The 15,502-nt window shown below is 36.7% G+C and carries 15 protein-coding genes; 5 read left to right on the top strand and 10 right to left on the bottom strand.

Translation table 11 applies throughout. The features are described from left to right. The first annotated feature begins 445 nt into the window (after positions 1-445). Positions 446-646: a cold-shock protein gene (locus tag MHH95_RS06550; protein ID WP_008404655.1), complete on the top strand. Its 201-nt coding sequence runs from the start codon at positions 446-448 to the stop codon at positions 644-646. A gap of 145 nt (positions 647-791) precedes the next feature. Here MHH95_RS06550 and MHH95_RS06545 read toward each other — a convergent pair whose 3' ends face one another. From MHH95_RS06545 to MHH95_RS06500, 10 genes are all read right to left on the bottom strand, one after another. Continuing rightward, on the bottom strand, positions 792-1,502 hold the full coding sequence (locus MHH95_RS06545) for an ABC transporter permease (RefSeq protein ID WP_191700714.1): 711 nt from the start codon (positions 1,500-1,502) through the stop codon (positions 792-794). Next, entirely contained in the window at positions 1,502-2,347 is an 846-nt protein-coding gene (locus MHH95_RS06540) for an ABC transporter ATP-binding protein (RefSeq protein WP_340726845.1), read from the bottom strand. The genes MHH95_RS06545 and MHH95_RS06540 overlap by 1 nt, the downstream gene beginning before the upstream one ends. A gap of 146 nt (positions 2,348-2,493) precedes the next feature. Then, complete coding sequence (locus tag MHH95_RS06535; RefSeq protein ID WP_340726844.1) at positions 2,494-3,432, bottom strand: LytTR family transcriptional regulator DNA-binding domain-containing protein; 939 nt, start codon at positions 3,430-3,432, stop codon at positions 2,494-2,496. Positions 3,433-3,561: 129 nt separating this feature from the next. Continuing rightward, positions 3,562-4,761, bottom strand: coding sequence for an aminotransferase-like domain-containing protein (locus MHH95_RS06530; RefSeq protein WP_340726843.1), 1,200 nt, complete (start codon positions 4,759-4,761; stop codon positions 3,562-3,564). A 95-nt stretch (positions 4,762-4,856) separates the two neighbouring features. Further along, entirely contained in the window at positions 4,857-6,044 is a 1,188-nt protein-coding gene (locus tag MHH95_RS06525; RefSeq protein ID WP_340726842.1) for an MFS transporter, read from the bottom strand. Then, positions 6,041-6,457 carry a MarR family winged helix-turn-helix transcriptional regulator gene (locus tag MHH95_RS06520; protein WP_340726841.1) on the bottom strand — a complete coding sequence of 139 codons (417 nt, stop codon included), beginning with the start codon at positions 6,455-6,457 and terminating at the stop codon, positions 6,041-6,043. Before MHH95_RS06520 ends, MHH95_RS06525 begins: the two co-directional genes overlap by 4 nt. 143 nt (positions 6,458-6,600) lie before the next feature. After that, a complete protein-coding gene (locus MHH95_RS06515) occupies positions 6,601-7,416 on the bottom strand; it encodes an undecaprenyl-diphosphate phosphatase (protein WP_340726840.1) in 816 nt (271 codons plus the stop codon). 49 nt (positions 7,417-7,465) lie between these two features. Beyond that, a complete protein-coding gene (helD, locus tag MHH95_RS06510; protein WP_340726839.1) occupies positions 7,466-9,670 on the bottom strand; it encodes an RNA polymerase recycling motor HelD in 2,205 nt (734 codons plus the stop codon). A gap of 214 nt (positions 9,671-9,884) precedes the next feature. Next, a complete protein-coding gene (locus MHH95_RS06505) occupies positions 9,885-10,439 on the bottom strand; it encodes an NADPH-dependent FMN reductase (protein WP_191700706.1) in 555 nt (184 codons plus the stop codon). Between the two features lie 127 nt (positions 10,440-10,566). Continuing rightward, entirely contained in the window at positions 10,567-11,373 is an 807-nt protein-coding gene (locus MHH95_RS06500; RefSeq protein WP_340726838.1) for an NAD(P)H-binding protein, read from the bottom strand. A 100-nt stretch (positions 11,374-11,473) separates the two neighbouring features. Between MHH95_RS06500 and MHH95_RS06495 the strand changes: the two genes are divergently transcribed. The 4 genes from MHH95_RS06495 (at position 11,474) to spx (ending at position 15,492) form a co-directional block, all read left to right on the top strand. Then, positions 11,474-12,508, top strand: a complete 1,035-nt coding sequence (locus MHH95_RS06495; RefSeq protein ID WP_340726837.1) for a PseG/SpsG family protein — start codon at positions 11,474-11,476, stop codon at positions 12,506-12,508. Positions 12,509-12,662: 154 nt separating this feature from the next. Then, positions 12,663-12,848: an SE1832 family protein gene (locus MHH95_RS06490; RefSeq protein WP_191700703.1), complete on the top strand. Its 186-nt coding sequence runs from the start codon at positions 12,663-12,665 to the stop codon at positions 12,846-12,848. Positions 12,849-13,146: 298 nt separating this feature from the next. Next, the gene (locus MHH95_RS06485) at positions 13,147-14,727 is read left to right on the top strand and encodes an ABC-F family ATP-binding cassette domain-containing protein (RefSeq protein ID WP_340726836.1); all 1,581 of its coding nucleotides are present in this window, start codon (positions 13,147-13,149) and stop codon (positions 14,725-14,727) included. 363 nt (positions 14,728-15,090) lie between these two features. Then, positions 15,091-15,492: a transcriptional regulator Spx gene (gene spx, locus MHH95_RS06480; RefSeq protein ID WP_191700701.1), complete on the top strand. Its 402-nt coding sequence runs from the start codon at positions 15,091-15,093 to the stop codon at positions 15,490-15,492. The last annotated feature ends 10 nt before the right edge of the window (positions 15,493-15,502 follow it).

The following is a 15,502-nucleotide window of genomic DNA, read 5'->3' as shown; positions in this document are numbered from 1 at the left end:
AAGCCTTGGCGTAATTGTGTCTAACGTTTGTGGGATACATGTTTAGCCCTTCAAATCTTTAAATTATGTAAAATTAATGAATATAATACTTCAATTAATTTCCTTATAATTTAATTATTTGTAAAAATAACCTATATTTTTAATAAATACGCAAAATTTTATTCATTTCATCAAAATTTAAGTGGTAAAATAAGATTATTTCCGATATAATTTAATCGTTCTTTCCCTTCATTTGTATGAAAAATCAAAAATTTCACCTCTTTACGAGAAAAATTAGTAGACAGTTGGATAATCTTGTTATACAATAAGGTTAATTAAATTGCTTAAGCTGTTTACGATTAATTCACATATTAAAAAAGTGAACGTGTACGCTCCCTTTTTTAATGTGTGAATTTTTTTATACATTTAGCAATTCAATAATTAATTTTTTTGGAGGTTTTCTCTCATGCAACAAGGTACAGTAAAATGGTTTAACTCAGAAAAAGGTTTCGGTTTCATCGAAGTTGAAGGCGGTAACGATGTATTCGTACACTTCTCAGCTATCCAAGGCGAAGGTTTCAAAACTTTAGACGAAGGTCAAAAAGTTGAATTCGACGTTGAAGAAGGCAACCGTGGCCCACAAGCTACTAACGTAACTAAACTTTAATTTTAACGATTTAAGTATATAGTTAGTTGCAAGAAGCATACTCACATTGAGTATGCTTCTTTTTTTATAGTTTCATAATTACTTCTGCTTTAATATTTCTACATCAAAAAAGGCTTCCCGAAGTAAATTCAGAAAGCCCCGTATACTATAAGTCTTTTGTACGTTTATTAAACAGTACTACCGATATTGCGATTGCACCTGCTGTCCATGCAGTGATTATGCTAAATGCACCTATTAATTCAGTGAATGCTGCATTTGCCTGTGACAGCTCTGCCAATCGTATCAATTGTGTACTCGGTAAAACTTCGACAATTTTGTATAATAGATGATCTTCTCCTAAAGCTAGTGCCAATGGACCGAATGTAAAAATAATCATTACTGGTAGAACAGCTAAAGAAGCTTCCATAATGGACTTTGTAAATAAACCGCAAATCGTTCCTAACGCCAAGTAGAAAGCTGTCGAAAGCGCTAAAGCAAGTGCAATTACTATAATCTGCTCCGGTGCAAACCCTACTAAATAGCAAGATACGGCTAAAATGATGGCTGTCATTAAAAATACTAGTAAGCTTTTGCCAAATAATATATCAAATGTTGAAGCCGGCGACATCATTAAACCACGCAGCGTATTCCTTTCTTTCTCTTCAGCAATCAGACATGCCTGAACATACGTAGTTACCATTGAAAGTGTTACATTCAGAGGCAAAAAGTACATATCAATGGAGTTAGAGCCCATTCGTCCATAAAAAAGCGCTAAAACTAGTGGCATAAGTACAACGGAAGATATTACATAATTCCGGGAAAATTCTTTATAGTCCTTCATGAAAATGGCTTGAATACGTTTTACTGAAATGTTCATTATAAATCACTCCCTGTTATTTGTACGAAAATATCGCCTAATGTTGGTTCATTGGAATACATACGTGACACACGCTTTGCCTTCATCCACTCCATTAATTGCACCGCACCCTGTTCGCCATTATAGACAACATGATTTTCTCCATTTTCCAGTTCTACTGTAAATGAGTGGTCGCTATATTTTTTCTTTAGAGCAAGTGGTGTATCAATTTCTCGAATTTCGCCTTTATGTAAGAAGGCAACACGATTACATAGCAACTCTGCTTCTTCCATATTGTGTGTTGTTAAAAAGATCGTTGTGCCTAACTCATTTAATTTACGAAGCCCGTTATAAATATGCTGGGCATTTACTGGATCGAGCGCAGATGTAGGTTCATCCAAAAACAGCAATGGCGGTTTATGCATAATTGTCCGGGCTAGAACAACACGCTGCATCATCCCTTTGGAAAGCTGATTAACTTTCTTTTTACGATCCTTCTGTAAATTCACGAATGCCAATGCTTCTTCTATTGTAGTTTTAGGCAAGTTGTATAACTGACTGTACAATAATAAATTTTCTTCAATGGAGAGACGTTGGTATAGCCCACTATTGTCTGACAAAATGCCAAACTTCGATTTATTGTGGCCTTTATTCATTTCACTTGCTGGCTGTCCAAAAACGGATACTTGACCACCTGTATGTGTTAACTGTGCAGTCAGTATTTTAATTGTTGTCGTTTTCCCTGAGCCGCTTGGACCAAGAAAGCCGAAAATTTCTCCTTTACGAATGGAAAAGGAAACATTTTTTAATGCCTCTTCTTTTCCGTACTTCATTTGTAAATTTTGCACCTCAATAATTGCTGTCATTTTATTTCCTCCCTTGAAATCGTTGATACCATTAATTTAAAGGAAGTGCGCATTCACTGCATTATAATATCGGTGAATTGTCGCTTTATGGGGTTGTTTGGTGTTATAAATCGATGAGTGGCGCAAACTATTTCCCAGGAAATCTTTTATATTCCGACAATTTCTTTTAGCTCCGAAAGCTTTGTTCTTGAAAGGGGCACCTCTAATTTTCCTGTACCTTGCAGTGATAGACTATAGCTATTACGTGTCCATGAGATTATTTCCCTTACTTTTTGCAAATTGACGATATATGAGCGGTGACAGCGGAAAAAGCCGAAATGATGCAGTCGTTTTTCCAGCTCACTCAATGTTAATGTACATGGATATGCTTCTCCCGCTACATAAACAAACACTTCCCCTTCGACACTTTCAATATAGTCAATTTCAGGTGGATTAAATAGAATAATCTTTTCATTTTTTTTCGTTGGAATCTTTTCGATTTTCAACTGAATCGTTTCAATTGGTCCTTGTCCTTGTTCCTGTTGCTCTTCTTTAACATCCATTTTATGTAAGCCTTCTTCATCCAGCCTTAATATTTCTCCTTCCGAATTAATTAAGTGCTCTAAATTATTCGATAGTAATACTATTTTTTTGCCTGCAAGCTGAAGTTGTATAATTAAATGCATAAGAACTTTGCGTTCAACTTGCTGTAAATTTTGAAAGGGTTCAATTAAAACAATTGCTTCCTTCCGCTGTACATAAGCCTTTAAAAAATTAAGTAATTGGCGCTCACCAGAGGTTAATTCATTTACACGGACTTTTTTTAATTGTTCTAAGCCAAATGCCTTCATAAGGGTCTCAACAGAATCGTTCATATTATGTAATTTTAAATAAAACTGAAATGTTTCCTCTACAGTTAATCGCTCGTAATGCCCTTCTTCATGTGCATGGACGTATACTTTAGGCATTTTCAATAGTTGCAGCTTTAAAAGATTCATTTTTGTTACGTCTGTATAAATATTGACTAAAGGTTTTTCTGCAAATAGTTCTACCGCAGGTAAAAGTACCTCCCCAAACTCTTCAATTACTTCAATAGTTAATTTCAATATCGTACACCTCGTTCAAATGGGTATTTTATAAAATATTATACTACTATTTCACAAATTTCCTATAAATGGTTTATATAAAAAAGCTATTGCTTGAATGAATCAACACAATAGCTTCGAAGTATGAATTTATAAAATTTGCCCTAATCGTTTAATGCCTTCTTCAATAATTTCTGGGGTAGCGTTTGTATAGTTAAGGCGCATCGTGTTTACTTCCTTTTTCGATGTGTAAAATGGATTGCCCGGTACAAAGGCCACTTTTTGATCCATTGCTTCATGGAATTTTTCAAGGGCATTTACCCCTTCTGGCAACGTTACCCAAATAAACATGCCGCCTTCAGGTTTTGTATAGGAAACGTATGGCGGGAAATATTTTTCTATTGCGGTCAACATCGCATTTGATTGCTCCTTATAGAGAGCAATTATTTTTTCAACATGCTTCTCATAGGCATTATTCGTTAAATAATGATGCAACGTGTACTGCGCAAAAATATTCGTATGCAAGTCCGATGCTTGCTTTGCCGTTTCAACATGACTTAAAAATTCATGATTTTTCGTAAGCATATAACCTAAGCGCATACCTGGTGCAACTGTTTTTGAAAAAGAACCTAATAGGACGCTATTTTCCATCTTACCTGCTGCAATATAGGGTAAATGCTCTCCTGTAAAACGCAGCTCGCCATATGGATCGTCCTCAATGAAAATGATATCTTCATTTTTCACCGCTTCATAAACTTCTTCCCGGCGCTCCTGTGTATAAGTTAAACCGGTTGGATTTTGAAAATTGGGTACTGTATAAACCATTTTGACATTTGGCTTTTTCAGTGCCTCTTTCAATTCCGCTACATTTATACCTTCCGTTTCCAAAGTGACACCGTGGAAAGTCGGTTCACGAAGTGTAAATGCCTGAATTGCCCCTAAGTATCCCGGCTCTTCTATAATAACGCCATCGCCTTTATTTAAAAGTACTTTCGAAATAAGCTCCAATGCCTGCTGTGATCCAGTTGTGATCAGTACATCATCAGCTGTATAATCCAGACCGGGCTGCTTTTTGTTATGTTTTTCTGCAATATACTGACGTAGTGGTAAATACCCTTGAGTCGTGGAATATTGGAAAACCTTCGCACCACTTTCATCAATCGCATGATTAACAGATTCTTTCAACTGCCCGATTGGAAAAGAAATCGGATTTGGCAATCCCCCGGCAAATGAAATGACATCCGCTGAGTCCGTTACTTTTAAAATATTACGGATAAATGATGATGGTGTGTTTAAAATACTATCAGAATACTGCATTGATGTTTCTCTTCTTTCACTTGGAATTTTCAAAATTTTAGCACTTTTCTAATCAATATACAATAGGTAAGTATCAATTAAGAAAATGCCTACCTATTGCTAGTTTATTTATGACATAGATGTGTCAATTACACCGTTTTCGTTTTTCTTCCTACTAAAAAATAATAAAGTGGAATACAGATTAAAATAAGTGGAATCATGGATGCAAATATCATACGGTAAGTTGTATGCGGCTCTACCATCCCTAGAATAAACGGTCCAATACCTAAACCTAAATCATACAAAATAAAGTAAGTCGATGTAGCTAAACCAAAACGATGTGGTTCAGTCACTTTAACAGCAATTGTTTGGGCAATTGAATTAAAGTTCCCATAACCAAGTCCGATCAAGGCAGCAGCAACAAGTAACATCCAGCTTGCTGAAGCTTGACTAAATAGCAGCATACCGACTGCAAAAATAACGAGACATGGGTACACAATAATATTTGGTCCACGTAAATCCATTAATTTCCCTGTGTAAGGGCGTGAAAATATAATGATAAAGGCATATGCTAAAAAGAAGTAGCTTGAAGCTTCTACTAAATTGATTTCCCTTGCATAAAACGTTAAAAATGACATAACACCTGAATAGGCAAAACCGATTAGTAACGCAACAAATGAAATCGGCAATGCTTTCGGTTCGATAAATTTTTCAAGTAGTGATAATTTTTTTGATTGATGCTCTGAATTAGTATTCTTTTGATTTATTGACACTTTAACAAATAATGAGGCAATTAATAAAAGTAATGATAATACTGTATTTGTATAGAAAATTACATCAAAGCCATTTTCAAGTCTCATCATAAACATCCCTACAAAGGGCCCTATTGCTGTTGCCAAAACAGCACTTAAGCTAAAGTAGCCAATTCCCTCTCCCTTACGCGTTGCAGGTAAAATCGTGGCAACAATTGTCCCTGTTGCTGTACCAATTGTACCGACTGCGACCCCTTGTAATAAACGGATTACCAATAAATACGTAACCCCCCACTCAAATAAATAAAGAGTTGTCGCAATAAAAAATACAATTAAACCAGTCAACAGTACTTTTTGCGGACCGCTATTTCCAATCAATCGCCCGGCTCCTAATCGACCCATTAATGTTCCTATAATGAAGATACTCGATACAAGACCTGCAATACTTGTTGAGACATGATACGTTTCGACTGCATAGCTAGAGATTGTTACCATTAACAGAAAGAATATTAAAATAGACATAAAATTAATGATTGATACAACAATAAAATCCTTTGTCCAAATAGGTTCTTTTACTTCATTCATATTAATCCTTCTTTCAATAATTGTTCCATTTCATTTAAGGCTTGTTGAAATTTTTTTTGTTGTTCTTTCGTTAATGTACTTAATAACCGCTGTTGCAGTAATTTAATTTCCGGAAAAATGATTCCATATAAATCTTCTCCGCTTTCTGTCAAACTCAAATATTTTTCACGTTTGTCTTCCCCGTATTTTATTTGAATTAGTCCATGCTGGGTTAATGTTTTGACATTTGCTGATACAGTTGGTTTTTCCACATCCCAGTATTTTGCTATTTGACTTGTTGTCGTTAAACCATGTTCCATTAAATAATGTAAAAGCGACCAGTTGGCATTCGATAATTCATGCGGAGCCAAAATAGTAGCTAACTGTGCCGTATAACGTTTATGAAAACGATGTATTTGTAAAAAGAATGTCATGTCACTTCTTCTCCTCCAAAAATTAGTTAGTTAGACTAACTAATTAAATAGAAGTTTGTATACTTTGTCAAGATACAATATGTTAAAGTCCCTAAAAAGAAAAGCACGTTTCGAAATCCTCCTCCGAAACGTGCCTGGCTTAACTAATAGAAAATTAACAATAAAGTACCAACCAAGAAACAGTAATATGCGAAATAATGCAACTTACCATTTTTCATGATTCCCATAAACCAACGCATAGCAAAGTATGTCATAAATAACGTTGCAAGGAACGTTACTGTGTAGGGAATGGCTAAGTCCATTTTATTTGGCTCCGCTAAGAAATCTGTGTAACCTAATACTACTCCGCCTAAACTTACCGGAATATACAGCATGAATGAGAATCGTAAAGCCGTCTCTTGGTTCATGCCAACTGCAATGGCAGATATAATTGTCGCACCTGATCGGCTAATACCCGGTGTTAATGCAACCGCTTGCCCTAAACCAACTAGAAATGCATCTTTAGTTGTTAGATCACCGTCACGCTTTGTTCCTCGCAAATTACGAATTAGCCATAAGGCAATCCCTGTAACAAATAACATGATAGCAATGATCGTCATGCTAACATTATCTGCAATTACATCACTAAGCAATACACCTAAGACACCAGCTGGAATAGAGCCGATTATAACGTATATCGCAAAGTTAAAGTCTGCACGGTACCTAGCATCACGTGTTTTAATAAACAGTAAAAATCCCGTAAGCAATCGAATAATATCTTCACGAAAAATGAACATAATGGCGATTAATGATGCTGTATTCGTTAAAATGGCGAACATAAATCCTTGCTCACCCAACCCTAAAATTTCACTTGCAATCATTACGTGACCACTGGACGAAACTGGAATTGGCTCTGTTAAACCTTGCACCAATCCGATAATAAAGTGCTTTAAAACTAAAATTAAATCAAAATTTTCCATTTGTATCTCCTAAAAAAGTTGTTATCTTCTGTTAGACGACAAAGTACGCCTAAATGTTCTCCTCTTTACGATAATACTGTTCGCCAATGTGTGCAAGAGCTTTTGGTAAAGTTCCACCTGTCACAAAAAATAATTGGCGTGTGGCACGAGAAGCCATTGTATAAAGTAAATAAGCATCCATCTTTTCGGTATAGACCCCAGCATTCGCATCCGCTACAACCACTGTCGTAAATTCAAATCCCTTCGCCATATAGCCCGGCATAATTAAAATGCCCTTCATATATACCTTTTGCTCCTCCGTTACGAGCTGCAATTGTGGTACGAGTGGCTTTAATTCATGATATAACTGCTCACAGGCTAACTTATTTTTGCATAATATGACAAAGCTGTCCTGCTCTTTAAATTGTACTTTTACGAGTTGGGCAATCGTATCAGTTACAGTTACAGTTACAGTCGCAGTCTCAATAACTTGCGGCTTCTCACCTGATACACCGAGCGATTGTGTCGTCGTATTGTTCAATATGGCACTCATAAAATCGGTAATCTCATTTGTTGAGCGATAGGATTTATTCAGCTCGACTACTTTGAAATGCTTTGCCAATGGACCAGCCAGTGAATCCTTCATTTGTGGATGCACGAGTTGATTTTTGTCGCCCAGCAATGTGTAATGGGCTTTCGGATGCATCGCTTTAATTGTTAAGAGCTGTAAATAAGAATAATCCTGAATTTCATCAATAACGATATGTTTGATTGTATTATTGGCATACAAGCCTTTGACAATTGCCTGCAAGTACATAATTGGCGCTAAATCTTCATAATACAATATGCGATTTTTTAATGTTTCAGTAGTTGCCTCTTGAATCGCCTGCATAAATAAATCATCTTTTTCGAATCCGAGTGAATTAATATACATTTTATTGATGTTAACGAAACCGAGTTGCTGAATTGTACTTTCTAGCTTTCCATATCTTTTTTGCAGCTTTTCATTTACTTGCTGTTCAATTTCCTTATCCGTTCCGATGTAAGCATTTACAGCCTTTAGTTCTTTCATCAATACTTTACGGTCCTTCGATTTTTGCTGCCCCACTTTTTCCAATAGAACATTACGGATTTTTTTCAGGCGAAAATCAATGTCCAGTGCACCATATTTCTCATAAAACAATTCGGTTAGCTTTTTTGCAGAAACGAATAGTTTCCCTTCTACCTTTAAGTTGTAAAATGGCATGCCCGCCTTTTTTATGCTCGCAATATAATTGAGCAGTTGTTTTACATAATTATGCGACCCCTTAAATGCATAATATTCACGCCCTTCATCGGTCGCAAGTTGCAGCCGCTCAATGTTTTCGTAGCTTGTTTCCGCTTTGTAATGTGTTAATTTTAAATCGCGCAATAAACGATAATAAGTTGTATGCTGTACATTTTCCTCACCGAGCTCCGGCAAAACATTTGAAATATAGTCATTAAACAAATCCGATGGTGAAATGAGTAAAATGCTACGCGCATTCATTGTCTGACGGTATTCATAGAGCAAAAAGGCAATTCGCTGCATCGCTACTGACGTTTTCCCACTACCGGGTGGTCCTAGTACAATGAGGTTGTCTTTATTTGAAGAACGAATGACGATATTTTGGTCACTTTGGATTGTAGCAACGATCGACTTCATCTTTTCCTTTGCGGTATCGGATAAAAGGCTTTGTAGTACTTCATCTCCTACATAAATATCCGCATCCAATACCTGCAACAACTCATCATACTTCACTTTGTATTGGCGGCGTCCTTGAATCGTTACAGAAATATATTCGCCGTCCGGAATTTGATAGCGTGCCTGTCCAACTTTGTTTTCATAAAAAAGACTCGAAATCGGTGCACGCCAATCATAAATTAGAACATCATCCGTTACTGGCTCCCTAAAAGTCGATAGGCCAATATATAAATGCTCGCGCTCACCTTGTTCATTTTCGAGTGATATGCGTCCGAAATATGGACTTTTATATAAAATTTGCATCTTGGCAAGTTGTTCACTTTGCTGTACATATTCTCGTTCACGTAATTGCATCGTCTGTAGCATTTGTGAAAACTGGATGGCACTTTCCCCTGAAATATCATTAAACTCCGAAGACGCTTGTGTACGTTCCTCGACAATGTCGCCTTTTTGCTTTTTTAAATGGTTTGTCTGCACTTCGATTTGTTGTTTTAACAGCGCACTAATTTGCTTTAAATGCGCCTCTTCCTTTTGCCAAATCGTTTGTTCCATCTTCTGTTCGCCTCCAAATGCTCCAAAAGTAAAAATTTTACTTACTTATTTCCAGATGAATATTCATGCTACAACAAAATCACATGAGATTCAATCTGAAGAATGTATTAATTTCCATTATTTAGAATCCAACTAAAGATGATATACCCCTACGGCAGATGACAAGCTAAACAAAAAAAGTGAAGCATCCATTTTCGGGACACTTCACTTTATTTTACTGAATATCTACTGGCTGCTTTGACAATGTTTTCGTCATTTCACAATATTGAACGAATACTCGTGCCAATTCACGAAGACGGTTGTGTACATCTTCATCGATAATTTTATTATCCTTATCAAAATGATCAGCATGCGTATATACATAGTTTGGTGTAACTAGGCATCGGAAATAGTCCAAAATCGGACGTAATTGGTTTTCTAATACTAAATGGTGCTGATACGTACCGCCATTGCCGATAATCGCTGCCGGCTTGTAGCGCATTGCTTTTGGTGGAATCATATCAAACGCATTTTTCAATACACCAGGAATAGATGCCTGAAAGATCGGTGAAGCAAAAATATAAGCATCAGCTTCTTCAAATTTTTGAATCATCATTTTCATATCGTCGTTAAGCGGACTGCCATCTAAAATTTGATGCTTTAATTTTGAGAAATATAATATCTCCAGCTCCAGTGAAGGGTTAAAAGCTTCGATATATTGTTGAACTTGCTCCAAAAGAACGCCGGTTTTACGGCCAAATATGGTGCCGTCGACAAGTAATATTTTCATAATTGTTCCTCCATGTAACTCGTTGTACTCATATTGTATCAGAATAACTTATTTTGATAATAGGTAGTTGCTTAGGAAAGATCAATTTCAGTCTTTTGTCTGACATTGTTATGTCGGAATAAAAATGCTATTTTTCTTTGTCGGCTTCCTTTAATTTACTGTGATCGATTTCAGTATCTTTATCTGCATGTGGTAACTCTTCTTCGTGGAATTTCTTCCAATTGAAGGTTACCTCCTCGTCTATAAATGAGTCTTTTTCTACATTTATCGGCATTTCCAATTCCAAAAGCTCATCTGATAAATAAATTGCTATTTTTTCCTTTTTACCATGCAGCGCGATGACTTTCATAGCTTTAGCAATTTGCTTTGCAGGGATTGAACGTACCTTTTTCATCGGACCCACCAGTAAAGGATTGAGCACTTTTAATACCTTTTCCCCCACCGTCTCACCTAACCGAAACTCCGGACGATTCCCGGTTATTAATGAGGGGCGGACAATAGATAGTTTCGGGAAATCCATATTAATCAATTCCCTCTCTAAATTCCCTTTTACCCGACTATAATATGCGAACGCTTTTTCATTTGCACCCATTGCCGAAATAACGATAAAATGACCGACACCCTTATTTTTAGCAAGTGCGGCAACTGACAATGGAAACTCAAAATCAACCTTTTCAAATTGTTCTTTTGACCCTGCTTTTTTCATCGTTGTTCCTAAGCAGCAAAACACTTCATGCGCAAACTCAAAATCACACTCAGCAATCTGATCAAATTCACAAAGTCTTACATCCAATTTCGGATGGGAAAAATCAAGCGGTCTTCTCGAAAGGACATTTACTGCCGCGTATTCTTCACTTTCACACAGCAGCTTAACGAGTTCCGTCCCAACTAATCCTGTTGCACCTACGACTAAAGCTGAACGCATTACTTTCATATCTTTCCTCTTTTCTACGATTTAATGTATGTACTCTCTCATTCATAATTTCGGCTATTCCACCATATTTTATAGAGATAGTGGAAAGGATGGGATATACGTGCAAAAAAGAAAAATTATCTGGATTATCGAACAATGTGATATTAAAGGGACGTATCCTTTTGAACGTGCGGTAACATTAGCAAATTTATTGCAAGATGAGAGTGTCATTCTATTCGTTAAAACTAATAACCAGCAGCTCATTGATAAATTGGCCCAAACAGGCTTAAATATTAATCTTTTCGATCGTTTTACTGAGCTTAAAAAGAAAATCCGTGAGATTGAACCACATTTAATTATTCACGACGGAAAAGATACACTAGTAGAACAAGTTGAAATGATTAGACCATTTTGCTCTACTATTGTTCACTTTGATGATTTTGGAGTTGGGGCACAGCTGATAGACTGCCACCTCGTCGCTCTGTTTGGCGAATCTCATGAAGATTCACATGTACACGAGCTTGCAGGCAGTTATGCATTTGCCGTTCCACCGAACTTAGAGAAAGTTGCATATGAAGTTCTCGAAACACCTGACAGCACTATAAAGGGCGAACTCCCGCACATTGTTGTCGCCTTTGAAGATGGAGATAACAATAATTTAACATACCGCACATTGCGCCACCTAACACAGTTGCACATCCCGCTGAAAATTTCCGTTGCCATTGATGATGATTATAAGCATGACTTGGATAGTTTAAAATTAATGGCTTTAAGCCGGAAAAATACAGTCATAGTCAAAAAGTCCGACGCACTTCTTCAACTAATGCCACAAGCGGACTTAATTATTTGTAATGCCAACTATACACCATATAAAGTTGCAGCAGCCGGTATTCCTTGCATTACAACCGCTCAACATGATAATGAACTCAACTATGCTTTCACTCGTGAAATGAATGGCTTTATCCATATCGGTTTAGGCCGGAAAATGAAACAATCTATTATTCAAAATGCGGTAATGGAGCTTTTACTTCATGAACAACGTCGCGAACGAGCTGTCCGTAAACAACGAAATCTTGAAATTTTGACAAATAATGAGATATTAAAAAATTTACTGTTGGATTTAGCCTATGCCCGCCATAATATGGCACACATTTAAGTATTGGTAATTGTAGTCTGCGCCTTTCGGGTATATATTAATGTGTTTCTTATATAGATTCCGCAAAAAATTAAGGTTTCTTATCCTCCATATTAGAATGCATTATGTTACAATATGAAAAGGTAAATTTTCGTTCGTAAAGGAGCAATTATCGATGTTAACAAAAGACCAGCTGCAGCAGCAAATCGCCGAATTAAAGATGGATTACATCAATCTTCAAGGCGATATGGAAAAGCTTGAATCAGTAGGCCATCCAGACTCAGTCAATCAAGCGCTCGTACGTCTTGAAAATATGGAAGCACGGCTAGCAGAACTAAACAAACAGCTCGCAGCACTTTAATGTTGCGGGTTTTTTTTGAGGAAAAAGCAAAGTAATATAATGCCGTTTTTGGTACTTGTTGATTTCCGTTTCGGCGGACGCTTTCCGGGGGTGTGGCCCGAGCCTGTAGTCTCAGGCGTCAGGCTATTCCCCAGGAAGCTTTGAGTGACTTCTTTGACTCTGCTTCGCTCTGCAACGATAGGCGGAGCCGACAGTTGCACTCGCCACCTACACTCCAATCAACTATATTATCCGCTAATTTTATATTACTTTTTACCATACTATTACTTATACAATAAAAACACTCGGAGGATTATATATGGCAATTTTAACTGTTGAAAAGTTAGGTCATTCATTTGGTGACCGTACATTATTTAAAGATGTATCGTTCCGTCTTGTAGAAGGCGATCATATTGGTTTAGTAGGTGCAAATGGTGTCGGGAAATCGACATTAATGAGCATTATTACAGGTCAGGCAATTCACGATGAAGGAAAAGTAGAATGGCTACCTGGCACACACTACGGTTATTTAGATCAGCATACGGTTTTAACGGCTGGTCGTTCGATGCGCGATGCATTGCGTGATGCATTTTTACCGTTGTACAAAAAAGAAGCACGCTTAAATGAAATTTCAGCTGAGCTTGCAGAGCCAGATGCAGATTATGACAAGCTTTTAGAAGAAATGGCTGAAATCCAGGATGCACTGGATGCAGGCGATTTCTATACATTAGATATGAAAATTGATGATATTGCTCGTGGTTTAGGATTAGATGCAATTGGCCTTGACCGCGATGTTGCAGCATTATCAGGTGGTCAGCGTACAAAAGTACTGCTTGCCAAGCTTTTACTGGAAAAGCCAAAAGTACTGTTACTGGATGAGCCGACGAACTATCTGGATGAAGAACATGTTACTTGGTTAAAAAACTACTTAAAAAATTACCCATATGCTTTCCTTTTAATTTCGCATGATACGGAATTCATGAATGATGTAGTTGATGTCATTTTACATTTGGAATTCGCAAAAATGACGCGTTATACGGCAACATATGAAAAGTTTATTGAGCTTGCGGAAATAAATAAACGTCAGCATATTGATGCATATGAAAAACAACAGGAATTTATTAAGCAGCAGGAAGATTTCATTGCCCGCAATAAGGCTCGTTACTCAACAAGTGGCCGTGCGAAATCACGTGCGAAACAATTGGATCGTATGGAGCGTATTGATCGTCCAGAAACTGCTGTTAAACCTGAATTCAGCTTTAAAGAAGCACGTACACCTGGCCGTTACGTAGTTGAAGCCGAAAACTTAGTTATTGGCTATGATAAAGAAAAGCCGTTACTGCCTCCTCTTACATTCCAAATTGAGCGCGGCGAAAAAATTGCACTAGTAGGCATGAATGGTGTCGGGAAATCGACTCTATTAAAAACAATGCTAGGGAAAGTCCAACCGCTGGACGGGAAAGTCATTTTAGGCGATTATTTAGAGCCATCTTACTTTGAACAGGAAGTAAAAGCTGATAAAATTACGCCGATTGATGATGTATGGAATGCCTTCCCTTCAATGGAACAGGCACAAGTCCGTGCAGCATTAGCACGCGCTGGTCTTAAAACAGATCATATTACTCGCCCACTGAATTCACTTTCTGGTGGTGAGCAGGCAAAAGTACGTCTTTGCAAGCTGATGATGGACCAAACAAACTGGTTAATCTTTGACGAACCGACAAACCACTTAGATGTTGATGCAAAAGAAGAACTAAAACGTGCGATGAAAGAATTTAAAGGCACAATCGTTCTTGTATCGCATGAGCCTGAGTTCTATGAAGGCTTAGCAACAAAAGTATGGAATGTACAAGATTGGTTCACTACGCGTGAAACGAAGGAATTAAACGAATTTAAATAAATTGTTGGAGCAGTATACTCTCTTTATGGAGTGTACTGCTTTTTATTTTTTATTTTAATTTGAATATTTTAAGTTCTTTTTAGAAAAAGTGGAGAATATATTAGAAATTCGAGGATTTATTTCTTCTATATTATTAATCTCCTTCTCTCTTAGTTTCTTTACAAAACTGTAATATAAAAATTGAAACTTTTTTTATAAGAATACGTATATTTTATTAGAAGAATGGGTATACAGATAAAGGTAAACATATAAAAAAACCAGTTGCATTATAAATAGCTTACTGGTAAGATATTATTATAAATAAATGTCTTACAACTAAGCTATCACCAAATTATTGATTATGGGAAAGCGAGGAAAATTATTATGACAGTAACAATCTATACACAATCAAGCTGTTCCTCATCACGAAAAGCATTAAAATGGTTAAACGAAAATAACATTGCTTATACGGAAAAGAGAACAACTTCTCAACCTTTAACATTAGCAGAATTTAAACATATTTTAAGTATGACAGAAGACGGTACAGATGAAATTATTGCGACAAACTCGAATGATTTCAAAAACCTTGATATTGATATTGATCAGTTATCCATTCAGGAACTGTACAATTTGATTCAACATCATCCACGCATGCTGCGCAGCCCTATTTTACTTGATGAAAAACGCATTCAAATCGGCTATAACGAAATGGACATTCGTCGTTTCATTCCACGAAAAGTGCGAGCATTTGAATTAAATGCCCTTCAAAAATTAGCCGTAGAATAGCGATAACATT

It is taken from the genome of Solibacillus sp. FSL K6-4121 (assembly GCF_038002585.1).
Classification (GTDB): domain Bacteria; phylum Bacillota; class Bacilli; order Bacillales_A; family Planococcaceae; genus Solibacillus; species Solibacillus faecavium.
The sequence above is the reverse complement of the archived record's forward strand: the minus strand, read 5'-3'. Positions and strand labels throughout refer to the sequence as shown.

What these genes read in the sequence shown, in the direction of transcription:
- MHH95_RS06550 (WP_008404655.1), top strand. Translation starts at nt 446, where the DNA reads ATGCAACAAGGTACAGTAAAATGGTTTAACTCAGAAAAAGGTTTCGGT.
- MHH95_RS06545 (WP_191700714.1), bottom strand. Translation starts at nt 1,502, where the DNA reads ATGAACATTTCAGTAAAACGTATTCAAGCCATTTTCATGAAGGACTAT.
- MHH95_RS06540 (WP_340726845.1), bottom strand. Translation starts at nt 2,347, where the DNA reads ATGACAGCAATTATTGAGGTGCAAAATTTACAAATGAAGTACGGAAAA.
- MHH95_RS06525 (WP_340726842.1), bottom strand. Translation starts at nt 6,044, where the DNA reads ATGAATGAAGTAAAAGAACCTATTTGGACAAAGGATTTTATTGTTGTA.
- MHH95_RS06520 (WP_340726841.1), bottom strand. Translation starts at nt 6,457, where the DNA reads ATGACATTCTTTTTACAAATACATCGTTTTCATAAACGTTATACGGCA.
- MHH95_RS06515 (WP_340726840.1), bottom strand. Translation starts at nt 7,416, where the DNA reads ATGGAAAATTTTGATTTAATTTTAGTTTTAAAGCACTTTATTATCGGA.
- helD (WP_340726839.1), bottom strand. Translation starts at nt 9,670, where the DNA reads ATGGAACAAACGATTTGGCAAAAGGAAGAGGCGCATTTAAAGCAAATT.
- MHH95_RS06505 (WP_191700706.1), bottom strand. Translation starts at nt 10,439, where the DNA reads ATGAAAATATTACTTGTCGACGGCACCATATTTGGCCGTAAAACCGGC.
- MHH95_RS06500 (WP_340726838.1), bottom strand. Translation starts at nt 11,373, where the DNA reads ATGAAAGTAATGCGTTCAGCTTTAGTCGTAGGTGCAACAGGATTAGTT.
- MHH95_RS06490 (WP_191700703.1), top strand. Translation starts at nt 12,663, where the DNA reads ATGTTAACAAAAGACCAGCTGCAGCAGCAAATCGCCGAATTAAAGATG.
- MHH95_RS06485 (WP_340726836.1), top strand. Translation starts at nt 13,147, where the DNA reads ATGGCAATTTTAACTGTTGAAAAGTTAGGTCATTCATTTGGTGACCGT.
- spx (WP_191700701.1), top strand. Translation starts at nt 15,091, where the DNA reads ATGACAGTAACAATCTATACACAATCAAGCTGTTCCTCATCACGAAAA.